This is a genomic window from Ruegeria sp. AB8 (assembly GCF_056542605.1).
Genome location: NZ_JBQGAB010000002.1, coordinates 129,711 through 152,296, shown reverse-complemented (window position 1 = coordinate 152,296; position 22,586 = coordinate 129,711). Strand labels below are relative to the sequence as shown.

At 59.2% G+C, this 22,586-nt stretch carries 25 protein-coding genes; 10 read left to right on the top strand and 15 right to left on the bottom strand.

Going from position 1 to position 22,586, the window contains the following annotated elements:
- The first annotated feature begins 29 nt into the window (after positions 1 to 29).
- A complete protein-coding gene (locus ACR0CG_RS02855) occupies positions 30 to 374 on the top strand; it encodes a DUF1294 domain-containing protein (RefSeq protein WP_480522775.1) in 345 nt (114 codons plus the stop codon).
- A gap of 22 nt (positions 375 to 396) precedes the next feature.
- On the opposite strand, the gene ACR0CG_RS02850 is transcribed toward ACR0CG_RS02855, so the two are convergent.
- From ACR0CG_RS02850 to ACR0CG_RS02840, 3 genes are all read right to left on the bottom strand, one after another.
- Positions 397 to 915, bottom strand: coding sequence for a GNAT family N-acetyltransferase (locus ACR0CG_RS02850; RefSeq protein WP_480522774.1), 519 nt, complete (start codon positions 913 to 915; stop codon positions 397 to 399).
- A gap of 101 nt (positions 916 to 1,016) precedes the next feature.
- Complete coding sequence (locus ACR0CG_RS02845; RefSeq protein WP_480522773.1) at positions 1,017 to 1,472, bottom strand: GAF domain-containing protein; 456 nt, start codon at positions 1,470 to 1,472, stop codon at positions 1,017 to 1,019.
- 95 nt (positions 1,473 to 1,567) lie between these two features.
- Positions 1,568 to 2,740, bottom strand: coding sequence for a thiolase family protein (locus ACR0CG_RS02840; RefSeq protein WP_480522772.1), 1,173 nt, complete (start codon positions 2,738 to 2,740; stop codon positions 1,568 to 1,570).
- A gap of 102 nt (positions 2,741 to 2,842) precedes the next feature.
- Between ACR0CG_RS02840 and ACR0CG_RS02835 the strand changes: the two genes are divergently transcribed.
- The 3 genes from ACR0CG_RS02835 (at position 2,843) to ACR0CG_RS02825 (ending at position 5,442) form a co-directional block, all read left to right on the top strand.
- Positions 2,843 to 3,181 carry an STAS domain-containing protein gene (locus ACR0CG_RS02835; protein WP_480522771.1) on the top strand — a complete coding sequence of 113 codons (339 nt, stop codon included), beginning with the start codon at positions 2,843 to 2,845 and terminating at the stop codon, positions 3,179 to 3,181.
- 22 nt (positions 3,182 to 3,203) lie between these two features.
- Complete coding sequence (locus ACR0CG_RS02830) at positions 3,204 to 3,656, top strand: ATP-binding protein (protein WP_480522770.1); 453 nt, start codon at positions 3,204 to 3,206, stop codon at positions 3,654 to 3,656.
- 208 nt (positions 3,657 to 3,864) lie between these two features.
- The gene (locus ACR0CG_RS02825; protein WP_480522769.1) at positions 3,865 to 5,442 is read left to right on the top strand and encodes a gamma-glutamyltransferase family protein; all 1,578 of its coding nucleotides are present in this window, start codon (positions 3,865 to 3,867) and stop codon (positions 5,440 to 5,442) included.
- Between the two features lie 35 nt (positions 5,443 to 5,477).
- On the opposite strand, the gene hspQ is transcribed toward ACR0CG_RS02825, so the two are convergent.
- Positions 5,478 to 5,804, bottom strand: a complete 327-nt coding sequence (gene hspQ, locus ACR0CG_RS02820; RefSeq protein ID WP_480522913.1) for a heat shock protein HspQ — start codon at positions 5,802 to 5,804, stop codon at positions 5,478 to 5,480.
- 80 nt (positions 5,805 to 5,884) lie between these two features.
- Here hspQ and ACR0CG_RS02815 point away from each other — a divergent pair, with 80 nt between their 5' ends.
- Both ACR0CG_RS02815 and ACR0CG_RS02810 read left to right on the top strand, forming a co-directional pair.
- Positions 5,885 to 6,766 (top strand): AEC family transporter, encoded by an 882-nt coding sequence (locus ACR0CG_RS02815; protein ID WP_480522768.1) that lies wholly within the window; start codon positions 5,885 to 5,887, stop codon positions 6,764 to 6,766.
- 60 nt (positions 6,767 to 6,826) lie between these two features.
- Positions 6,827 to 7,408: a transglycosylase SLT domain-containing protein gene (locus tag ACR0CG_RS02810; protein WP_170679447.1), complete on the top strand. Its 582-nt coding sequence runs from the start codon at positions 6,827 to 6,829 to the stop codon at positions 7,406 to 7,408.
- Between the two features lie 35 nt (positions 7,409 to 7,443).
- On the opposite strand, the gene ACR0CG_RS02805 is transcribed toward ACR0CG_RS02810, so the two are convergent.
- From ACR0CG_RS02805 to ACR0CG_RS02790, 4 genes are all read right to left on the bottom strand, one after another.
- The gene (locus ACR0CG_RS02805; protein WP_480522767.1) at positions 7,444 to 8,019 is read right to left on the bottom strand and encodes a LolA family protein; all 576 of its coding nucleotides are present in this window, start codon (positions 8,017 to 8,019) and stop codon (positions 7,444 to 7,446) included.
- Between the two features lie 40 nt (positions 8,020 to 8,059).
- Positions 8,060 to 10,981 carry a DNA translocase FtsK gene (locus tag ACR0CG_RS02800; protein ID WP_480522766.1) on the bottom strand — a complete coding sequence of 974 codons (2,922 nt, stop codon included), beginning with the start codon at positions 10,979 to 10,981 and terminating at the stop codon, positions 8,060 to 8,062.
- Between the two features lie 14 nt (positions 10,982 to 10,995).
- Positions 10,996 to 12,177, bottom strand: a complete 1,182-nt coding sequence (locus tag ACR0CG_RS02795) for an aminotransferase class I/II-fold pyridoxal phosphate-dependent enzyme (protein ID WP_480522765.1) — start codon at positions 12,175 to 12,177, stop codon at positions 10,996 to 10,998.
- Positions 12,178 to 12,286: 109 nt separating this feature from the next.
- Positions 12,287 to 13,615: an amidase gene (locus ACR0CG_RS02790; RefSeq protein WP_480522764.1), complete on the bottom strand. Its 1,329-nt coding sequence runs from the start codon at positions 13,613 to 13,615 to the stop codon at positions 12,287 to 12,289.
- A gap of 51 nt (positions 13,616 to 13,666) precedes the next feature.
- Between ACR0CG_RS02790 and ACR0CG_RS02785 the strand changes: the two genes are divergently transcribed.
- Positions 13,667 to 14,929 carry an FAD-dependent monooxygenase gene (locus tag ACR0CG_RS02785; RefSeq protein WP_480522763.1) on the top strand — a complete coding sequence of 421 codons (1,263 nt, stop codon included), beginning with the start codon at positions 13,667 to 13,669 and terminating at the stop codon, positions 14,927 to 14,929.
- A gap of 25 nt (positions 14,930 to 14,954) precedes the next feature.
- On the opposite strand, the gene ACR0CG_RS02780 is transcribed toward ACR0CG_RS02785, so the two are convergent.
- The 4 genes from ACR0CG_RS02780 to ACR0CG_RS02765 all read right to left on the bottom strand — a co-directional run bounded on the left by ACR0CG_RS02780 (position 14,955) and on the right by ACR0CG_RS02765 (position 17,588).
- Positions 14,955 to 15,140 carry a Trm112 family protein gene (locus ACR0CG_RS02780; RefSeq protein WP_170679437.1) on the bottom strand — a complete coding sequence of 62 codons (186 nt, stop codon included), beginning with the start codon at positions 15,138 to 15,140 and terminating at the stop codon, positions 14,955 to 14,957.
- On the bottom strand, positions 15,137 to 15,778 hold the full coding sequence (locus ACR0CG_RS02775) for an LON peptidase substrate-binding domain-containing protein (protein ID WP_480522762.1): 642 nt from the start codon (positions 15,776 to 15,778) through the stop codon (positions 15,137 to 15,139). Before ACR0CG_RS02775 ends, ACR0CG_RS02780 begins: the two co-directional genes overlap by 4 nt.
- Before the next feature lie 27 nt (positions 15,779 to 15,805).
- Positions 15,806 to 16,723, bottom strand: a complete 918-nt coding sequence (gene trxA / locus ACR0CG_RS02770; protein ID WP_480522761.1) for a thioredoxin — start codon at positions 16,721 to 16,723, stop codon at positions 15,806 to 15,808.
- Between the two features lie 76 nt (positions 16,724 to 16,799).
- Complete coding sequence (locus tag ACR0CG_RS02765) at positions 16,800 to 17,588, bottom strand: exodeoxyribonuclease III (RefSeq protein WP_480522760.1); 789 nt, start codon at positions 17,586 to 17,588, stop codon at positions 16,800 to 16,802.
- Positions 17,589 to 17,798: 210 nt separating this feature from the next.
- Between ACR0CG_RS02765 and ACR0CG_RS02760 the strand changes: the two genes are divergently transcribed.
- Positions 17,799 to 18,041 (top strand): hypothetical protein, encoded by a 243-nt coding sequence (locus ACR0CG_RS02760; protein ID WP_170679434.1) that lies wholly within the window; start codon positions 17,799 to 17,801, stop codon positions 18,039 to 18,041.
- 200 nt (positions 18,042 to 18,241) lie between these two features.
- Here the strand turns inward: ACR0CG_RS02760 and ACR0CG_RS02755 are convergent, their stop codons facing one another.
- Positions 18,242 to 18,928: a response regulator transcription factor gene (locus tag ACR0CG_RS02755; protein ID WP_050605036.1), complete on the bottom strand. Its 687-nt coding sequence runs from the start codon at positions 18,926 to 18,928 to the stop codon at positions 18,242 to 18,244.
- Positions 18,929 to 19,090: 162 nt separating this feature from the next.
- On the opposite strand from ACR0CG_RS02755, the gene ribA reads away from it, so the two are divergent.
- Positions 19,091 to 20,185, top strand: a complete 1,095-nt coding sequence (ribA, locus tag ACR0CG_RS02750) for a GTP cyclohydrolase II (protein WP_480522759.1) — start codon at positions 19,091 to 19,093, stop codon at positions 20,183 to 20,185.
- The gene (locus ACR0CG_RS02745; protein WP_480522758.1) at positions 20,182 to 20,682 is read left to right on the top strand and encodes a L,D-transpeptidase family protein; all 501 of its coding nucleotides are present in this window, start codon (positions 20,182 to 20,184) and stop codon (positions 20,680 to 20,682) included. The genes ribA and ACR0CG_RS02745 overlap by 4 nt, the downstream gene beginning before the upstream one ends.
- Here ACR0CG_RS02745 and ACR0CG_RS02740 read toward each other — a convergent pair.
- Both ACR0CG_RS02740 and ACR0CG_RS02735 read right to left on the bottom strand, forming a co-directional pair.
- Entirely contained in the window at positions 20,666 to 21,325 is a 660-nt protein-coding gene (locus tag ACR0CG_RS02740) for a YggS family pyridoxal phosphate-dependent enzyme (protein WP_480522757.1), read from the bottom strand. The two genes, ACR0CG_RS02745 and ACR0CG_RS02740, sit on opposite strands and share 17 nt — an antisense overlap.
- A 104-nt stretch (positions 21,326 to 21,429) precedes the next feature.
- The gene (locus tag ACR0CG_RS02735) at positions 21,430 to 22,494 is read right to left on the bottom strand and encodes a porin (protein ID WP_480522756.1); all 1,065 of its coding nucleotides are present in this window, start codon (positions 22,492 to 22,494) and stop codon (positions 21,430 to 21,432) included.
- Positions 22,495 to 22,586: the final 92 nt, after the last annotated feature.

Sequence of the window (22,586 nt, the reverse complement as noted above, 5' to 3'; positions counted from 1 at the left end):
CTCCTCGTTTTTCACGATGACGCGATTCCGTGAAAATTCCAAGCATTTTTTCACTTGGGTCGACCTGTCCGATTGGCTATGTCCCACTGATGTGGATTGCAGTGATCTATCTTTGGGCGGTTAACGGTCTGACCCTGCTGTGTTTCGGCTGGGACAAGGTCCGGGCGCAGCGGCGCAAGCGTAGAATTCCAGAACGCCGGTTGTTGTGGCTTGCGGCCCTCGGCGGCAGCCCCGGCGCGTTGCTGGGACGATGGGTGTTTCGACACAAAACCCGAAAACGCGGATTCTCGGCCTGGCTGTTCGGAGTTGCCACGTTGCAGGTCTTGGCCCTGTATCTTGTCATGACCAACGGCCTGCCGACCCTTATACAGTGACAAGACCTGACTGCACCGTCAATCAGCCGACGTCGCAGACATACATCTCGGTGGTGGCGGAACAGCGTTCCGTCCAAAGTTTAAAACCCGCTTTCTGAAGCACGCGGGCAGAGGCTGGATTGTCGCGATCGACACCGGCAACGAGTCGCATGGCAGGGCCTGACAGCACTGCGGTCTGAAGCCCCTTTAACAGTTCGGAGGCGTAGCCGTTTCCCCAGGCAGTTTCTGCAATCAGATAGCCGGTATGGACACTCGGAGGCGGATCACTCTCCGTATCGACGGCCAGCAACATCAGTCCGATCAGCTCATTGTCGGTGCCTTGACGCACCAGCAGAATGTCGCTTTCGGCGTGACGGGCCTCGATCCAGGCTGAGATGTTCCGGTCCCGCAACTGCATGGGCGGCGGCAGGTTTTTCAGGACCGCAGGGATCAGAAGCGCGGCAAGATCGTCAGCTAGCTTGCGCCGCAAGTGCGGTTGGGCAAGATGGTCTTTCCAGTGGCTGACCGAAAGCCGTTGAGTAGAGAATTGGTGTGGAATCATGCCGGACCCGCCAGGTTTCGAGGCCTTCAGAGTTTAGCGGGTCTTTGCGTGAAGCAAAATCTCGAAGTCCGAGAGTGGGCCTTTCGCCCCCTGCGTTTCCATCAGGCTCGCGCGAAAGTTTGGGACAATATCTCCGTCAGGTATTCGGCGTCATCCTCCGAAAACGCATCGGGCAGATCGCTGTCGATGTCGAAAACCGCAATTACCTCACCTGCGGCATTGTGAACAGGCAGGACCAGTTCGGATCGGGTTGAGGACGCGCAGGCGATATGCCCCGGGAACGCGTCGACATCCGGAACAAGCTGCACCTGCCCTGTGCGCGCAGCCGCACCACAAACACCCCGGTCGAAGGGAATGACCAGACAGCCATGCCCCCCCTGGTAAGGGCCGACTTTCAGCAACCCCGGTTCGGTCACCCGATAAAACCCGGTCCAGTTGAACCGGTCGTCGGAATGATGCACCTCGCAGGCGACGGTGGCCATCAGTGCAACCTCGTCACTTTCGCCTTCGGTCAGAGCGGCGATGGTTCTGGCCAGCATGGTGTAGTCTGCAGTCATGGTGGAAATCCCGTCTGTGGTGGGTAAGGGGGCGCTGCCCCCTCTTGAGCCGTTGGCTCAATTCACCCCCGGAGTATTTGGAAAAAGATGAAGGGTCAAACCCGCTCGATTGCAATTGCGGTGCCTTCGCCGCCGCCGATGCAGATGGCTGCCACACCCCGCTTGAGGTTTCGTTTTTCCAGAGCATTGAGCAGCGTCACCATGATTCGGGCACCTGATGCGCCGATCGGATGACCCAGGGCGCAGGCGCCGCCATTCACATTCACTTTTTCACGCGGCAAACCCATTTCGCGCATGAACGCCATGGGAACGACGGCGAAGGCTTCGTTCACCTCCCACAGATCGACGTCATCCTTGCTCCATCCGATGCGGGACAGCAGCTTTTGCGCCGCCGGAACCGGAGCGGTCGTAAAGAGGCCCGGAGCCTGCGCGTGGCTGGCATGCCCGAGGATGCGCGCACGAACGTTCAGGCTCTGCGCCTCGGCCACTTCGGCGGAGGCAAGAACCAGCGCCGCCGCACCATCGGAGATCGATGAGGAGTTGGCGGCCGTTACGGTTCCGTCCTTGCGAAACGCGGGTTTCAGGGTCGGAATCTTTTCCGGCCGCGCCGATTTTGGCTGTTCGTCAATATCTTGTGTGACTTCACCTTTGCGGGTCCGCACGACGTGCGGCGCAATTTCGCCGTCAAACGCCCCGTTTTCCTGAGCGGCCAGCGCGTTGGACAGAGACTGCAGCGCGTATTCGTCCTGTGCCTCACGCGTGAATTGATAGGCCTCGGCGCAGTCTTCGGCGAAGGTGCCCATCAGGCGGCCCTTGTCATACGCGTCCTCAAGCCCGTCCAGAAACATATGGTCCACCACCTGACCGTGACCGATGCGCGCCCCGCCGCGCATTTTGGGCAGCAAGTAGGGGGCGTTTGTCATGCTTTCCATACCGCCCGCGACCATGGTGTCGGCATGACCCAGCGCAATCTGGTCAAACGCCATCATCGCCGCCTTCATCCCGGACCCGCACATCTTGTTCAGGGTCGTTGCGGGCACGTCTTCGCCCAAACCGGCGGCAAAACCGGCCTGCCGCGCCGGAGCCTGCCCCTGACCGGCGGGCAGAACGCAGCCCATCAGAACCTCGTCCACGGTCTGTACTCCGGCCCCCTGCATGGCCGCTCGAATGGCCGTGCCACCCAGATCGGCCGCCGCAACCCCATCGAACATGCCCTGAAACCCGCCCATTGGGGTGCGGGCTGCACCCGCGATCACGACCTGCTTCATCCGGATTCTCCTTCTGGTTTTCCAGGTTCTGAATACCGAATGGTAAGAATTGCCGTCTAGCGTATTTCTACGAGGTTTTTTCATTCTGGAGGGCAACTGGACATGGGTCTGATCAGCACGACAACCGGTGAGACGCAGGTGATCACGGTTCAGGCCGACCGGATCGACGCCGCCATTGCGATACAGTTCAAGGAAGATATGCGTAATCAGACCGACGGCGGTGCGGGCCGGGTGGTGCTGGACCTGTCGGATGTCGAATTCATCGATTCCAGCGGACTGGGTGCCATCGTCGCATCCATGAAACAGCTTGGTGATGACCGCAGCCTGGATCTGGCGGGACTGCATCCGTTTGTCGAGAAAGTGTTTCGGCTGACCCGCATGGATACAGTTTTCCGGTTGTTTGCGACGCTGGAAGACGCCCTGACGCCGGCTGCGGATTAAAGTTGCACAGGAAACCATTCGCGTGGCCTCTGTTCATGATCATGATTTTCTGGAACTGAGCTTTGCCGCAACCGAAGCTGAGGCGAGCACGGGTATCGCCCGTCTAAGCGCCAGCCTCGCCGAGCGCGGATTGCCCGCGCCACAGGCAAGCGACGTAAAAATCGCGCTGGCCGAGGCGATAAACAACGTGGTCGAACATGCCTACGCAGGCATCGCCCCAGCCCGTGTTCTAGTCAGGTGCCGCCTTCACAGAGATTGGCTTGTCATTGTCATTACGGATACCGGCAACCCTTTGCCGGGGTGTCGAGTGCCCGATGGAATTCCGGCGGACGTCAACACAACCAGACAGAGTCTGCCCGAAGGGGGATTCGGATGGTTCCTGATTCACCAATTGACCAGCGCCATCCACTATGAGCGGCGCGAAGGGTGCAATAGGTTGTCTTTGCGCTTCGATTTCCCGGATGAGGCGAATTGACCCGAAATGGCCACAATAAGGCCCAGATCGAAACATTGTCGCGCCGCAAATAATTGGCAAAAGGGTCTTGTAGCTCAGATAGCTTCCCTCGGCGCCCAGCATCACAGCCCCCACCCAGTGACCGGCGCCGAGGAACCTCCCCTCAAGTTGACTGGACATTCCTCTGCCGCGCGATACGGTCTGCGCGTTCAATGAGGAGAGCCCCGTCATGCGCGATCTGCACAAACCCGGACGTTCCGAAGTGCTGGCGACCGAAGGCATGTGTGCGACGTCTCACCCTTTGGCGGCCAAGGTGGCGCTGGACATACTGGCGCAGGGCGGAAACGCGATGGACGCCGCCATCGCCGGTGCGGTTCTGCTGGGCATTTGCGAACCACAAATGACCGGTCTGGGTGGCGATTGTTTTGTCCTGTTCAATCGCGCAGGCGAGAACGAAATTCGCGCGCTGAACGGTTCAGGCCGCGCGCCCCAAGCAGCAAATGCAGAGGCGTTGCGCGCAAAGGACCTGAAGACCGTGCCCCTGAACACCCCGGATGCGGTGACAGTTCCGGGTGCTGTTGATGCGTTTTGCCACCTGGCGGAAACGGAAGGACGGCTGGGGCTTGAGGCGATTTTGCAACCGTCCATCGACTACGCCGAGACCGGTGTTCCGGTGGCCGCACGAGTGGCCTTCGACTGGAAATCCGGCGCGGCTGTTTTGCAGGGTGCGGCCCGCGACCACTATCTGGTCGATGGCAAGCCCCCGGAAACAGGTCAGGTCTTTCGCGCTCCGGGTCAGGCGGAAGTTCTGCGCCAAATTGCTCGTCACGGGCGCGAAGCATTCTACACCGGTGACATCGTGCAAGACATGATTTCCGCCCTGAACACATTGGGTGGGGTCCACACATCGGATGACTTTCAAGCCACCAGATGGACGCAAACCAACCCAATGAGCGGGCACTACAAAGGCACGGACCTTGTCGAACACCCGCCAAATGGGCAAGGGGCGACTGCGATCCTGTTGCTCAATATTATGAAGAACTTTGATCTGGCCGGGATGGACCCTTTTGGTGCGCAAAGGGTTCATATCGAGGCCGAGGCCACCAAATTGGCCTACGATGCCCGCAATCGATTCATTGCGGACCCCGATCATATGGCCAGGGCCGAACGGTTTACAGATCAGGACATTGCAGACAGGCTGGCTGCACTTATCGACCCCAAAAGCACTATGGCCGCCGCCGCACCGCTGACCGAGTCCGTTCACAAGGATACCGTCTATATCACGGTGGTCGACCGGGACCGGATGTCCGTATCTCTCATCTACTCGATCTTCCACAGCTTCGGATCAGGGATCGCGTCTGAAAAATATGGCATTCTGCTGCAGAACCGCGGGGCGGGCTTTACGCTGCAAGCCGGGCACCCCAATGAGCTGGGCGGTGGAAAACGCCCGATGCACACGATCATTCCCGGGATGCTGCAACAGGGCGGCCGGGTAGTGATGCCATTCGGCGTCATGGGCGGGGCCTACCAGCCGACCGGACACGCCAGATTCCTGTCCAATCTTGTCGATTTTGATTTGAGTCTTCAGGGCAGCATCGATGCGCCGCGCGCCTTTGCCGATGGTGGGGTACTGAAACTGGAACGCGGATATCCGCAAGCAGTAGCGCAACAATTGTCTGACATTGGCCACACTGTTTCAATTCCTGACACACCCCTCGGCGGTGCACAGGCGATCCGAATCTGTGAAAGCGGTGTTCTTGAGGGCGCAAGTGACCCCAGAAAAGACGGATGTGCGCTTGGGTATTAAGTTTCGGCGACCGGAAGGCGGCAGCTATGCGGTCATCAATTCAGATGAAAGTGCAGCGGATACGCGCCATCCTCGAACGGGCCGAACATGTCGGGAATATCGGGGTGCTCAACCGGCTCTCCGGACTGGTCGGCAACCAGATTTTGTTCTGAAACATAAGCAACATAGAAGGATTGGTCGTTTTCAGCCAGCAGGTGATAAAACGGCTGATCCTTTATCGGCCGACTGTCTTCAGGAATCGCCTGATACCATTCTTCCGTATTTGAGAACTCCGGATCCACGTCAAAAATCACCCCTCGAAAGGGATGTTTCTTATGGCGGACCACCTGGCCCAAGCCGTATTTGGCATTTGTCTTCAGCATTGTTTCAGCCCCCGGAGGTCTTACTACCTCTTTCCGAGCCAAAATGCCAATCATTGATCTGAAATTCAGGGAAACAGTCTGTGAACCTACTACTGACAGTGTTCGAAATCGTCGCTCCGGTATTTCTGCTTTCAGGGATTGGGTTTACCTGGGTCAGGCTGGGATTCGAGTACCGTTTGCAGTTCGTGACACGGTTTGCGATGACACTGGCCGTGCCAAGTCTGATCTTCGTCGCCTTGATGCAGACCGAAATTCCGGGCGGGGATCTGTCACGGTTCACGCTGGCCACCATTGCCGGGAATCTGGCACTTGCCGTGGTCTTCAAAGTGACCGTGCATCTTTTAAAACTGGAGCAGCGCACGTATCTGTCGCCGCTCATTTTTGGGAATACCGGAAATCTTGGGCTGCCTCTGTGTATTTTTGCATTCGGGCAGGCGGGACTGGGCTATGCGGTGATCTTTCTTGCGGTCACGGCCCTGTTTTCATTCACTTACGGAATCTATCTGGTGGCCGGAAAAGGCGCGTTTGGCAAAGTCATACGCGAGCCAATGGTCTGGGCCACGCTGCTTGGCGCGCTGTTTTTGTGGCAAGGCTGGGAAACGCCCTTGTTTCTAACCAATACGCTTGAGTTGCTGGGGCAGATGGCGGTGCCCATGATGCTGATCACGCTCGGCGTCGCGATTGCACGTCTGACCACGGACAAGCTGGGGCAGGCAATCTGGCTGTCTGTTCTGAAGCTTGGCGTTTGCTTTGTTTTGGGCTGGACCGTTGCAGTGACGTTCGATCTTGGGGCCGTGGCATTCGGTGTGCTGGTCTTGCAAATGTGCACCCCGGTGGCAGTCACATCGTACCTTCTGGCCGAGCGGTTCAAGGCCGATTCAGACGCGGTTGCCGGAATGGTCATGGTCTCGACTCTTCTTTCCGTGGGGGCATTACCTGTCATTCTGGCTATTGTTCTGTAACGAAAGTGATTTCCTCAAACTACAATCTGCGCTAGAATGAACAAAAAAGGCACGAGGCACATGAGCAGAATTCTAGTTGTACTCCTTGGGGTGCTGCTTTTGGCATCCTGTGGGGGCGGTTCCAAGCAACCGCCCAGCAGATTGAATGACGCGTGCAGTATTGCGCGCGAAAGACCTGACTACATCAAGGCGTTCAAATCCACCGAACGGAAATGGGGGGTGCCCATTCACGTTCAGATGGCGACGATCTATCAGGAAAGCCGCTATCGTCACGATGCACGAACCCCGCACAAATACGCACTGGGAGTGATCCCGCTAGGCCGTCAGAGCAGCGCCTACGGCTTCAGCCAGGCCCTTGATGGCACGTGGGAGCAATATCAGCGCGAAACCGGAAAACGGCGCGCCAAGCGGGATCGCATTCGCGACGCGTCCGACTTCATCGGCTGGTACATGAACAAAAGCTACGAACGCAATGGCATCCACCCCAGCGACACACGCAACCAGTACCTGGCCTATCACGAAGGTCACGCCGGCTTTGCGCGTGGCACCTACAACGGCAAATCCTGGTTGCTCAACGTGGCCGATGATGTCGATGCGCGGGCGCGTCTTTATCAGGCCCAGCTGGCGTCCTGCCGAATCTGACACCATTGCGCAGGCCGAAAGTTACCCGGCCTGTCCTAATTTGGGCGTGAGAACAGACTCTGGTTCAAGCGTCCGTCTGTTTCCAATGCGCCCAGCAGGACCGTGGTCTGCCCCCCGGCATTGTCGTGAATCACCCATTTACGCAGCTCAATGGGATCGCCTGTAAACATCAGCTCGATCCGGCCTGCGTCGGGGTTTTTGGGGTCCTGCACAGTAACGATCGTGGCCGTTCCGTCAAACTCGTGCCCCACCACCATATTCGCCTCACCCAGATTTACATTTCGCTTCAGCACCAGTGACAACGGTGTCCGGTTCAGCGGGTATTGCTCGGGCGGCTGGTTTGATTTCGGATCAAAGATCATCACGGATCCGGAGCGCGCCAGAACGACGGCATCATTGGGGGGGTCATATTCGAACCGCATCTTGCCGGGGCGTTGAATCCAAAGCTTTCCGGTACTTAGCGATCCGTCATCGTTGACCTGAGTGAACGACGTCTGAACGGTTTTCATATCGTTCAGGTATTTTGAAATCTGCGACAATGGCAGTTTGTCTGCCGCCCAGGCCGCAGGCGCGGCCAGTGTCAAAGCAAGGGCAAAGGCTATCTGTTTCATGAGACACCAGATAAGCGCTTTGCTCTTGTTATTAAATATCCTACTGCTCGGGGACGAGGATTTCGCGTTTGCCGACGTGATTTGCTGACGAAACAACGCCTTCGTCTTCCATCTGCTCAACAAGCCGCGCGGCCTTGTTGTAGCCAATGGCAAGTTTTCGCTGAATGTACGAGGTCGAGCATTTGCGATCCTTGATTACAATCCCGACTGCCTGATCGTACAGGGCGTCCTCACCGTTGGTGTTTCCACCGGTATTCAGGCCCAGAACAGCATCGATATTGTCAGCGGTTTCCTCGGTCGGGCCATCGACTACCCCACTCATGTAGTCCGGTGGACCGAACTGTTTCAGGTGGTTGACGATTTCCTCGACCTCTTCGTCCGAAACGAACGGACCGTGGCAGCGGGTAATCTTGGCCCCACCCGCCATGTAGAGCATGTCGCCCTGCCCCAACAGTTGCTCAGCCCCCATTTCACCTAGGATGGTACGGCTGTCGACTTTCGAGGTCACCTGGAATGAAATCCGCGTCGGGAAGTTCGCCTTGATCGTACCGGTGATCACGTCGACCGACGGACGCTGCGTTGCCATAATCAGGTGAATACCCGAAGCCCGCGCCATCTGTGCCAGACGCTGAATGCAGGCTTCGATTTCCTTGCCCGCGACCATCATCAAATCGGCCATTTCGTCGACGATGACGACGATGTAGGGCATCGCCTCAGGTGCGAATTCTTCGGTCTCGAATGTGGGTTCGCCGGTGTCATCGTCAAACCCGGTCTGAACCGTGCGGCTGAACAGTTCGCCCTTGGCCAGCGCGTCCTTCACGCGGCCGTTGTAGCCCGCGATATTGCGCACGCCCATTTTGGACATCTTACGATAGCGGTCCTCCATCTCGCCCACGACCCATTTCAGAGCCACAACCGCCTTCTTTGGGTCGGTCACAACCGGGGACAGCAGATGCGGGATGCCGTCATAAACGGACAGCTCCAGCATCTTGGGGTCGATCATGATCAGGCGACATTCATCCGGCGTCAGCTTATACAGCAGCGACAGGATCATGGTGTTGATCGCCACTGACTTACCGGAGCCCGTGGTACCCGCGATCAGCAGGTGAGGCATCTTGGCCAGGTTCGCGACAACGGATTCCCCGCCGATATCCTTGCCCAGTGCCAAAGGCAGCGCGTGGTTGCCATCGCCAAAGTCCCGGCTGGCGAGGATTTCGCGCAGCACGACCATCTCGCGATTTTCGTTGGGCAGTTCGATACCGATCACAGAACGCCCCGGCAGGGTCGAAACCCGCGCCGACAAGGCGGACATGGACCGCGCGATATCGTCCGCCAGACCGATCACACGGCTTGCTTTCAGGCCCGGAGCCGGTTCAAGTTCGTACATGGTCACCACAGGGCCGGGGCGGACGCTGACGATCTCACCCTTGACGCCATAATCGTCCAGAACGTTTTCCAACATCCGCGCGTTTTCCTCCAGCGCCTCATCGCTCAGATGATGGCGCTGAATGCTGGCCGGATTGGACAGCAGACCCAGCGGCGGCAATTCGAAATCCGAATGCCGTTCCTCGAACGACAAGGTCGGCTGCGCTTCGGCCTGAGCACGACGCGACGGAGGCGGGCTGCGGCGCACAGGCTGTGCCACGACCGGTTTGCGAGGCTCGGCCACCGGGATTTTCATCGCCGTGCGCGGCTCTGGCACGAGTTCGGGTGCGTCCTCAAACACGTCGTCGCCGTCAAAATCGGGTTCCGGCTGAAAGCCCTGCATGTGATCGGGTTCAGGCACGTACGCGTTCGGCTCACGCGCCTGCCATTCGGGCGCCGCCCCTGAAGTCAACGGCGGTTCGGGTGGCAACCCGCCCGCAGTAATGGGTGGCTCAGGCGGCAATTCTCCGGCCCGCGCTGTGTTCAGGATCAGCGGGTCGGGCCCTCTGCCGCGGCCCTTGGTCAGCGGAAGGTTCGGATCGGGTTCGGGCGTCATCTCACCGGTGGCGACCCGGCGGCTGCGGACGGCTGCCGAAATTTTTGAACGGATACGATCCTCACCCGGCATTTCGTCGAAACCTGCAACCGGTTCAGGGTCGACAAGTTCGGGTTCCGGCATCGGTTCAGGTCGCCGGATCAACGCGGGCATCCGCGCCAGCAGGCCGGTTTTCTGCGGCCCGGGCTCGAATTCAAGCTCTTCGAATACCGGATCGGCAAAATCCATATCGTCCTGGAACACGAGGTCATCAGCCTCGATCCGGGCGGCCTTGCGATCTTCCCACCGCGCGCGGCGGTCACGCGCGGCCTGGGCCGTGGCAGATGCGCTGCGGCCAAGACCCTTCATCAGCATGTCGTAGGACAGAACAAGACCAAGCAGGAAAGCCCGGAACCCGCGCCGGACGTCGTCTTTGGTAAACCCAAGAACAAAAACGCCCAGCGCCAGCATCCCCACCGCCATCGCCAGCGACATCAGCTTGACCATGAAATGCGAGGAAATCGGCAACAATGTCAGCAACGCACCCATCACGGTATCGCCAAACAAACCGCCCAGACCATAGCTGTGGGTGGCGCGCCATGCGTCGCCCGGCACCAGAGTCGCTGCATAAACCGATACAACCGCGATCCAGATCGGCGCAAAGATCAGGCGCGCAACGGCGCGATCTTCGCCGAAGTGACCGGCAAAGCGGATGCCCCAGCCGATCAACACCAAAGCGATGCTCCAGCTTCCCCAGCCCACGATCATGAACAGAGGCGCAGCGATCGAGGCCCCGATACGGCCCATCCAGTTCTGCACCGGCGCGTCTGTCGATACCATCCAGTTCGGATCATCCGGCGTGTAGGACCAGATCATTGTCGCTGCCGCAAAACCCAGCAGGATCAGGGCGATCCCGATCAATTCCTTGCTGCGCCGCTCAATCGCGGCCTGCGTTGTGCTGTCCAGTAAAGGATCGCGGTTGCGCGCGTTCAATGATGCCATTTTGCCCTCGTACCTCACGAATAGATGCAGTCGCGAAGCGTGATCAGCCCGCGCTGCAACTCTGTTTTTGGGGCCACCATGGCGACCCGGATAAATTGCTCGCCCGGGTTCTGTCCCGGATCGCCTTGAGAAAGATATGCGCCTGGCAGGACACGCACCCCTGTCTCCTGCCACAGCTTCAACGCTGTTTCCTCGCCGTTTTCGACCGGCAGCCACAGGAAGAACCCGCCCTCAGGCGGCATATAGCCCTGCACGCCAGCGAACACCTCATCCGCAATGGCGTATTTATCCTGATAGAGTGCACGGTTCTCGGCCACATGCGCCTCATCCGCCCAGACTTTTGCAGCCGCAGCCTGCAACGGCGCGGGCAGAGGCGCGCCGGAATAGGCCCGCAGCTGCTTGACCCTTTTGATCGTCTCAGGGCCGCCTGCAATCAGTCCCGAACGCAGCCCGGCCAGATTGGATCGTTTGGACAGCGAATTGAACAGGACGATCCGCTCAGGATCCGCTCCCAGTTCCTGCGCCACGGTCAGAATACCTGTCGGAGCTTCGTCGCGGTAAATCTCGGAATAACATTCGTCGGCGAAGATGCGGAAATCGTATCTCTCGGCCAGACGGATCAGTTCAGCCCAATAGTCCCGCGACGCAACCGCGCCCTGCGGGTTGGCGGGCGAGCAGATATAGGCCACCGCAGTTCGGTTCAGCACGTCCTCGGGCAGACCGGCATAGTCCGGCAAGTGACCAGTGGCGGCCGTGGCCGGAACAAAAACCGGCTGCGCCCCGACCGAGATCGAGGCGACCATGTAGACCTGATAAAACGGGTTCGGGCATAGAACGATCGGCTGCTGGCCGTTCTTCTGCTCCGGGCACAGCGCCATAGCTGCGTTATACAGACCTTCGCGCGTGCCATTCAGGGCCATCACGTTGGTATCGGGATCAAGCGAAACACCATAACGACGTTCGATCCAATCGGTGATCGCACACCGCAGCGCGGGCGAACCTTCGTTCGGCGGATATCCCTGAAAATCAGCAGCGTTTTCGGCGATGATATCCGTCACCCACGCCGGGAAATCATGCATTGGCGTGCCGATAGTCATATGAATGACCTCACCGCCCGGCTGATGGTGATCCAACAGGGCGCGCAGACGCGGGAATGCATATGCCGGTAGGTCCGAAAACCGCTCGGGGAAATTCATAACAACTGCCTCAATGCCGGGATCGTTTTTGTCCCGATTTTTTGGCAGATTACAGGTCGCACCCCGCCTCGTCCAGACAAAGAGGTGCCGAATCAGGGGATTGTGGCATTCAGGCCAACGCGGATTCGGCCGCAGATCCCAGCCGTAACAGCGCTTCTTCCGAACCCGGATAGCCTAGCATCATCAATCCGCAACCGGGTGTTCCGGTAGGCAAAGTCAGAGAAGCCAAACCCATCAAATTGCCGATGCGTGTGTTGCGCAGGGCCAGCAGATTTTCAGTGACGTAGTAGTCATGGTCGGTCATCAGACGGTCCAGATTCGGCGGCAGAATGGGTGCCGTCGGGGCCAGAACCGCGTCAAACCCGGTGGTTGCGGCGTCCCATGCGCTGCGGCAGGCCTTGAGCCTGGACCAGGCCGCTACGTAGTCCGGGCCGGAATGCGCCTTGCCGATGCGGAATCGTTCCAGAATTTCCGGATACATGGCATCGGGGTTCGCTTCGATCACGTCACGCCACAGCCCATACGCTTCTGTCGTATAGACTACACTGGTCAGACCCATGGCGTCGTTCAGTTCAGGAACATCCAGCGGTACGATTTGCGCGCCGGCCTCCCGCAGTCGGTTCAGGGCTTCCTCAAGCGCCTTGCGCGGGCCGTCCCGCAAATCATCCCTGGCAACATTCTGCAGATCGGCAAACCGCCGCCCTTTCAGGCTGGCCCCCCGCAAGTCGGCGGGAGTGCCACCTTCCAACAACGCCAGCACGTGCGCAGCATCCTCGACCGAACGGGCCAGCGGCCCAACCGTGTCAAACCGCAGGCACAATGGCACAGTGCCCTCAAGACTGACGCGTCCGGCTGTTGTTTTCAGGCCCACCAGATTGTTCCAGGCCGACGGGATGCGTACCGACCCGCCGGTATCCGATCCGATCCCGCAAGCCGCCAGCCCCCATGCTACCGAAGCCGCCGCGCCCGAGGATGAGCCGCCGGGCACCGCCTCTTCATCGTCAATACAGGGCGGCGTACCGGTGATGGGATTCAGTCCTAGGCCGGAAAAGGCCAGCTCGCTCATATGTGTCTTGCCCAGACACACCGTTCCCATGGCGGTGGCGTTGCGCACGACCACGGCATCGGCATCCGGAACGCGACCTTTAAGCAGGGCCGTGCCTGCCTCGGTTGCGATGCCTGCCGTGTCAAACAGGTCTTTCCAGCTGATTGGCACACCGTCCAGCAAGGATCGGCGCAGCCCCAAGCCGGCTCGTTCCTTTGCGGCCTTGGCTTCGGCCCGGGCGCGGTCATGGGTAACGCGGGCATAAATACGATCACGATGCGGATGCGCGTCGATGGCCGCCAGATAGGTTTCGGTCAGATCCACAGGGTCGATCTGCCCCATTCCGATGCCGCGCCCCAGATCGCACGCGGTCATGGTCAGCCACTCCTGCATCCCTCACCTCCATTTATCTACGATGAGGGGACGGTAGCGACACGACCGCACATGGACAATCCCGAAAGGGCGCGCATATTGCGGGGCATGACTAAGGTTTCGGATATCCTGATCGTTGGCGGCGGCCTGAACGGCCCCGCACTGGCACTGGCACTGGCGCAGACCGGGCATTCTGTAACGGTAATCGACGCGCTGGCCGAGACCGTGCGCAAGGACGCCGCATTTGACGGCCGGGCCTACGCACTTGCGCTTGCTTCGCAAAGATTGCTGGCGGCGACCGGCGTCTGGAGCAGGGTTGCCGGGCATGCGCAACCGATGCTCGAGATCAAGGTCACCGACGGGCATGCCGGGGCCGGCCCGTCGCCCTTCTTCATGCATTTCGACCATGCCGAGATCGAAGAAGGCCCGATGGGCTACATGGTCGAAGACCGCCATCTGCGTCGCGCCTTTCTTGAGGCGATGGCCGAGGAAAAGGGCATAACGCAACTGAGCGGGAAAACAGTCGTAGCGCAGGAATGCGATGCAACGGGCGTGTCACTGACACTTGACGATGGCTCTGTTCTGACCGGCGGCCTGCTTGTCGGATGCGACGGGCGCCGAAGCGGCACTGCCGCGCGGGCGGGCATCAGGCGCACCGGCTGGGATTATGGGCAGACGGCGCTGGTCTGCGCCATCGAACATGACCTGCCCCATCACAGCATTGCCCACCAGTTCTTCATGCCGCCAGGTCCACTGGCTATTCTGCCGCTGACCGGCAATCGCAGCTCCATTGTCTGGAGTGAACGGACCGACACGGCCCGGCGCATCAACGCCCTGTCAGAAGCCGACTATCTGCAGGTCCTGCGCCCCCGGTTCGGGGATTTCCTGGGCGACATCCGTTTGCAGGGCGACCGGTTCACCTACCCGCTGAACCTGACCATCGCCAATTCCTTCATCGGCGAGCGGTTGGCGCTCGTTGGGGATGCCGCGCACGGCATGCACCCGATCGCGGGGCAAGGATTAAACGCCGGATTGCGTGATGTCGGCGCGCTGGCCGAGGTGCTGACGCTGGCCGGACGGCGGGGCGAGGATTTCAGCTCGGCTCTGGTGCTGGAACGCTATCAGGAGTGGCGGCGGTTCGATACAGCCGCATTGGCCATGGCGACGGATGTGTTCAATAAGCTGTTTTCCAACGACAACCCGCTGCTGCGGATCGGTCGCGACATCGGCATGGGCATCGTCGGCTCTATGCCCGGGTTGCGCCGGGGCTTTGTGCGCGAGGCCGCCGGGCTGACCGGAGACCTGCCAAAACTGCTGCAGGGGCGCGCGATCTAAAACGCCGCCGGGCACCCTGAGACGATCAGTCGAGTTCTCGTGCTTCATCCACGAGCATCACCGGGATGCCGTTGCGGATCGGAAAGGCGAGATTCGCGGCTTTCGACACAAGCTCCTGCTTTTCGGCATCATAATGCAGCGTCGTATGGGTTTGCGGGCAGATCAGCGCCTCGAGCATGCGGCGATCAAAAGTGGTGTCGGGTTCGCTCATTGCAGTTTTTCCTCGTTAGAGCCGCCGCGCAGGGCGAATTCGATCAGCGTCACAAGCGTTTCACGTCGGGTGCGTAGACAGGGCGCCTCGAGCAGAGCCTGTTTGTCCTCGGGGTCGAAATCCAGCAGCATCGACAGAGAGTTGACCAGCAACTCATCATCTGCGTCCTTCAACGTGTCCCAATCCGTCGACAGATGGCGTGAGGAAAAGAATCGCTCCAGCAGGTTCAGCAACCTTGTGCGATTGAACCCGTCATCCCGTTCCGCCTTGCCCAGATCGCGGTCAAACCCATCCCACGAGACCGAGCACCGTCGATAGGGCGTAAATGCATCCAGTTCGGATTTGACCCGAAACCGCGAAATCCCGGTCAGTGTGATCAGATATCGGCCATCTTCCGTTTCGGAAAACTGTGTCACCCGCCCGGCACATCCGATCTGGTGCAGCTTGCTTTCATCGCTTTGGCACGGATTCGGCTGAACCATGGCTATCAGCCGTTCCTGAGTCTTGAGCGCGTCGTCCAGCATCTGAAGATAACGCGGCTCAAAAATGTGCAGCGGCAGGCGCGAACGGGGCAACAGCAGCGCCCCGGGCAATGGAAAAACGGATACCGTTTCCGGCAGATCGGCGGGATGCATCATGTATCCGAGTGTAGCCCTGATCCGGAATTAGGCAAATATCATCGAGCTGAGCTTGCGCCGCCCGTTCAGAACCACAGGGTCATTTGGCTTGAGCGCGTCGAAAATCGTGAACAGCTGGATTTTGGCGGCTCCGTCGTTCCATTCGCGGTCCCGGCGGAACAGTTCCAACAATTGCGCCACCGCGTCCTCGACATCACCATTGGCATGCAGGGCCTGCGCCAGATCGAACCGGGCCTGATGGTTGCCGGGTTCGGCTTCGACGGCGGCGCTCAGCTCGGCCACCGGGCCTGCATCGGCTGCCTGTTTGGCCAGTTCCAGCTGGGCATGCGCGGCCTCAAGCTCGGCTGTGCCGGAGATTTCGGCCGGTGCCCCGTTCAGGATGGCTTCGGCCTGTTCCAGATCGCCAGACGCGATATGCGCACGCACCAAACCACCATAGGCTCCGGCATGGTTCGGATCTTCGCCCAGAATGGCGGCAAAGGTCTGCGCCGCATCGACGGCGGCCCCTTCAGCCAGCATTTCTTCGGCGGCCTGAACGGCATCATCCAACTGTCCGCCCGGGCTTTGGCCGCCGGCCGCTTCGATCACGCGGTCCACAAACGCCTTGACCTCGGAACCTGGCACCGCGCCCTGAAACCCGTCAACGGGCTGGCCCTGGAAAAACGCATAGACGGTCGGGATCGACTGAACGCGCATCTGCGAGGCGATCATCTGGGCCTCGTCCACATTGATCTTGACCATCTTCACCGCGCCCTTGGCGGCGGTCACGGCCTCTTCCAACTGGGGTCCTAGCGTCTTGCACGGCCCGCACCACGGTGCCCAGAAATCGACGATGACCGGAGTTTCCTGCGACGCTTCAACAACATCGGCCATGAACGTGGCCTCGGTTCCGTCCTTGATCAGATCGGTGACATCAGCGCCGGCTGCGGCGTTCAGAAGTTCCATGGCTTACACTCTCTCGTTCGAACTTGGCCTCTATATGCAACCACAAAGGGCAGAAACCAATAGTAGAGTTGCGGGTTCAAAGGTCGAAAGTCGCAAAGACAGGCGCATGGTCGCTGGGTTTCTCCCAACCGCGCGCTTCGCGCAGAACGCGGCTGGAATGACCCGCGTTCGATATATCGGGCGTCGCCCAGACATGATCCAGCCGCCGCCCCTTGTCCGCGGCATCCCAATCCCGCGCCCGATAGGACCACCAACTGAAAAGCTGGCCTTCGGGGATGTCCTTGCGTGTGACATCGACCCAACCGCCCGCATCCTGCGTTTCGGCCAGTTGCTCGACCTCGATGGGCGTGTGCGACACCACCTTGAGCAGTTGTTTGTGCGACCAGACATCATCTTCGCGCGGGGCGATGTTCAGATCACCGACCAGGATGGATTTTTCGGGTTTCTCCGAATGGAACCAGTCCCGCATATCCGTCAGGTAATCCAGTTTCTGACCGAATTTCTCGTTCACCTCACGGTCCGGCACATCGCCGCCTGCCGGGACATAGAAGTTGTGAATCACCACGCCGTTTTCCAGCCGCCCGGCGATATGGCGGGCATGACCCAGCCCGGCGAAATCCTTATCGCCCACCTCCTCCAGCGGAAGACGCGACAGGATGGCCACGCCGTTATACCCTTTCTGACCCCGCGCGATCAGATGGGTATAGCCCAACTCGGCGAACCCTTCGGTCGGGATTTTTTCGACCGGTGACTTGCACTCTTGCAGACACAGAACGTCGGGGGCCTCTTCCCGCAGCAATTTCAACACGATAGGTTCGCGCAGCCGGACCGAGTTGATGTTCCATGTGGCAATTGTGAAGGGCATGCAGAAGGTCTCCTGTATCGCGGTTGGTGCAACCTAACGCCCCGGTGGTCAGGGTGCCATGAGAAAAAGAACCCGCATGGAATTTGATGTGAGGCGCTCGTTTTCTTCATCGCTTTGTCGAGTTCGCCATTTTCTTGTGACTTCCTGCCAACAGGCTTGCCCGCTGCATGTCGCGGTCACAGGTGTGCATCGGATGAATGAGGCCACACCATGATTGAACACGAACCGCAGCCTGCAGCGTACTACGATCAGAACGGCATCTGGACGCTGGACCCCACGATCGCAGACCACCAGGTGTGCGATGCCTTTGCCGAAGGTGTGAGCGATCTCGTGCAGTTGCTGGACGACAACAAACCGATGTTGTCACGGGACGTTTACGCCCGGCTTTTCGCATCACTGCTGACAATGTCCAGATTGCTCGGAGAGTATGAAGACCGCTGGAAAGACAACTGACTTACATAATGCCAGCGCGCAACCACACGGCCGGAGCGCCGAAATTCACACGTAAACCTTCGGTTGCAATAAAAAAGCCGGGCCCGGAGGCCCGGCAGTCCAACAGGGAGGTACATGTCATGACCCGGACATGCGCGGGATACGATCACCTTAAATATGTTTACAGAGTATCACTTTGATCCACCTCAATCCACACCCAGTTACGAAACGAGTCTATAGCCACCCGATTCTGTGACCAAAAGGCGCGCATTGGACGGGTCGGGCTCGATCTTCTGGCGCAGGCGATAGATATGAGTTTCCAGCGTGTGGGTTGTGACACCTGCATTGTAGCCCCAGACCTCGTGCAGCAGGACATCGCGGGCAACAACGCCGTCGGTGGACCGGTACAGGAACTTGAGAATATTGGTTTCTTTCTCGGTCAGGCGAATTTTGCGATCCTCTTCGGTGATCAGCATCTTCATCGCCGGTTTGAAAGTGTAGGGGCCCAGGACGAACACCGCATCTTCAGATTGCTCGTGCTGGCGCAGCTGGGCACGGATGCGAGCCAGAAGAACCGGAAATTTGAACGGTTTCGAGACGTAATCATTTGCGCCGGCGTCCAGACCCAGGATGGTGTCGGCGTCGCTGTCATGGCCAGTCAGCATCAGAATCGGGCTTTTTACACCTTGTTTACGCATCAGGCGGCATAGTTCGCGCCCGTCGGTGTCAGGAAGGCCAACATCAAGAATCACCAGATCGTAGATCGCCTCGCGGGCGCGCTCCATGGCTGACGACCCGTCGGATGCTTCGAAGACATCAAAATCCTCGGTCATCACAAGCTGCTCACTCAGAGCTTCGCGCAGATCCTCGTCATCATCCACAAGCAGAATTTTCTTGAGCTGAGCCATGTTCCCGTCCTCCTATGCCTTTTGCATCACTTGCGTGTGGAATATGCAATCAACAAGATTTGCTGCAACTGTCTCACGACCTCGTGTCTGACGTATAGGAAATGTTTCACATTTTCCGCGGATCAGGCTACCTGATGGACGAAACGTTATAGGATAACGCGAATGAGTCTCATTCCAGACATCTCGGAATTGCTGGCACGGGCGCGGGCTGATCTGCGCATGGGCCTGCCTGTAGTCCTGACAGATGACAGCGGGCTTAGCGTGTTGGCCGTAGCATCCGAAACACTCAGCGCGCAAAGGCTTGCCGATCTCAGGGGTCTTGGCAGCGACCCGGTTGTCACGATCACCGGACGGCGGGCGGAAACGCTCAAGGCGCGGGCCTATGACGGCGATCTGGCGCGCGTGATCCTTCCGGCGGATGCGGATATTGGATGGGTGCAGGCCGTCGCCGATCCGTCAGACGATCTGAACGCACCGATGAAAGGCCCCCTGATGTCCGAGCGTCAGGGACATGCCAATCTGCATCGGATCGCGATTGCGCTGACGAAATCCGCGCGTTTGTTACCTTCCGCTGTTGTCACCGCAATCGAAGACGGCCGCGCCTTTGCGGCGGCACATGGACTGACCTGCATTGATCATACGCGCGCGGCACCTCATCTGGCTGACCGCAGCGCCTTGCACGAAGTCGTTGCGGCGCGCCTGCCCATGGAAGTGTCCGAGGCAGGCCGTTTGCACATTTTCCGTCCCGAAGATGGTGGAGAAGAGCATTATGCCATCGAGATCGGACGCCCGGATCGGAGCAAGCCGGTTCTGGCCAGATTGCACTCGGCGTGTTTTACAGGCGATCTGATGGGCAGCCTGAAATGCGACTGCGGCCCGCAGCTTCGCGGGGCCCTGGCCCAGATGGGCACGGAAGGTGCCGGCGTCCTGCTGTATCTCAATCAGGAGGGTCGCGGCATCGGGCTGGCCAACAAGATGCGTGCTTATTTCCTGCAGGATCAAGGATTTGACACGGTCGAGGCCAATCACCGCCTGGGCTTTGAAGATGACGAGAGGGATTTTCGCCTGGGGTCGGATATCCTGAAATCCCTTGGTTTTAATGCAGTCCGCCTGCTGACCAACAACCCGGCAAAGATTGCGATGATGGAGAAAACAGGAATCGCCGTAACCGAACGGGTGCCGCTGCAAGTTGGCGAAACGGCGCATAATCGGGGGTATCTGGCGACAAAGGCGGCAAAGTCGGGCCATCTGCTGTGACACCAAATGATCTTGTGCTGACGCCGCGCGGTGTCCGGTTTCTGGGTCGGGTCTTCCCCTGCGCCATCGGCAAAGGCGGGATCAGCGCGGACAAGCGCGAAGGCGACGGCGCAACACCGGTTGGAACGCACCGGATTGTGGCCATGCTGTACCGGCCGGACCGCATCTGTCGGCCCGTGCCATGGGCGCTTCCGATCGGTCCGGGGGATCTTTGGTCTGACGACATCCAGGATGCGGGTTATAACCATCTGGTACGGGCGCCTTACGCCCACAGCCACGAGAAACTGCGCAGATCAGACCCTTTGTACGATCTTGTGCTCGTCGTTGACTGGAACTGGCCTGACGCGATTCCAGGGCGCGGCTCGGCCATCTTTATTCATCAATGGCGGCGACAGGGGTTTCCCACCGAAGGCTGCGTGGCCTTTCGCCGGGACCATCTGAAATGGATTGCCAGGCGTGTCGCCCAAGGCACGCGATTGATTATCCCTGCGGCCTGACCCGCTCGCCAAAAATTGCCGAACCGACGCGAACATGCGTTGCACCCAGCGCGATGGCTTTCTCGAAATCCCCGCTCATGCCCATGGACAACCCGGACAAGCCGTTTCGTGCTGCGATCTTTGCCAGCAGGGCGAAGTGCAGCGAAGGCTCCTCCTCTATCGGGGGAATGCACATCAATCCCTGAATTGGCAGGTCGAGGTCACGGCATTCGGCAACAAACGCATCCGAATCTGAAGGCATGATTCCGGCCTTCTGCTCCTCTTCCCCGGTATTCACCTGAATGAAAAGGTCAGGGCAATGGCCCTGTTCCTGCGCCAGACGCGCCAGTGTCTTGGCAAGTTTGGGGCGGTCAACCGAGTGGATCGCGTTGCACAGTTCCATCGCCAGACGTGCTTTGTTGGTTTGCAGCGGGCCGATCAGATGCAGGTCAATGCCGTCGTACCGCTCTTTGAAGGCGGGCCATTTTCCTGCTGCTTCCTGCACCCGGTTTTCACCGAAACACCGATGGCCCTGATCCAGCACCGCCTGAACCCGTTCATCGGGCTGAACCTTGGAAACGGCGATCAGCTTTACCGCGCCAGCGGGCCGTCCATTGGCAATTTCCGCCTTGGCGATACGGTCAGTGATTTCCTGCAGCGACATGGGGTTCCTCAATCTGCCTACCTGCGCAGACAAACACCAAGTCGGCACAAAAGAAAAGGGCAGGTCTTTCGACCTGCCCTCAAACCTTGCGGTTTCAGATCAACTTAGAAGTTGAACTGAGCACCGAAGTCAGCACGGATGGTGCTGCTTCCGCCGCCCGGCTTCGAGCTGCCTACACCACCGCGCAGCGATGCACCGCCGCCCAGGTCGTAGATAGCGCCGATACCATACTGACGGGTGTCGTTGCTTGCCGAACCGTCACCGTATGCTGCGGTCAGGGTGGTTGCTGCGCCAACGTTGAACGCCAGCGACAGACCGTATGCGGTGCCGTCGGTGCCGCTTACGCGGGTTTTATCGTCAGCAACAAACAGGGTGCCCGAGAAGTCGCCCCATTCGCCACCCAGGGTCAGAACAGCCAGGCTAGGCTTGCTGCCACCGCCCGAAACGTCGGTCTGACCGTAAGCAACAGCGGCAGTGATGTTGCCGAAGCTGTAGGTCGCGCTGACGTCCCAACGGTCGCCAGAACCGGAAACGGTTGTCAGAGCCGGGCCACCTGCGACGGTACCGATTGTGGTGGTCACAGTGTCAACCTGGTCGTACGACGCGCCGAAGGCGAAATCACCAACTGCGTACTGGAAGAACACAGCGTTTGCGCCCGAACCGGTCGAGGAGTACGACAGGAAGCTGTAGTCAACGCCCGAGTACTGACCGATGAACGATTCCAGGCCAGGCTCGTTACCGTAGTAGTTTGCCAAGTTGTCGAACGAACCCGATACGTTGCCGGCGTCAACACGCAGACCACCGTAGATGACCGAGAAACGTGCGCCGTTCAGGCCAGCCGAGTTGGCTTCGCCGGTTGCCGCGTTTTCGTCAGCCTGCAGACGAACACGACCCGAGAACTCTACGCCACCGTCGGTTTCAACGTTTGCGTCGATGTTCAGACGGAAGCGCGATACCAGGATGGTGTCCGAGCCCTGAACCGATGCAGTCAGGGTTGTGGTGGTGACAGCACCACCGGTTGTCACGGAGCGGACAACGGCGGAGGTCGAGAAGCTACGGTCTTCCTGGTAGCCGATACCAAAACGGCCGTAACCGCTGAAGCGAACATCAGCCGCTGCAACGCTTGCGGTTGCAATCAGAGCGGTCGATGCGAAGAGAACTTTTTTCATCTTGTTTCCCTCGGTTTCAAAAGTTTTTCTACTCGACATATGCCTCAGCACATGTCTCAGCACGGACACCGTTTCGCTCTTTTTGCCCCCTT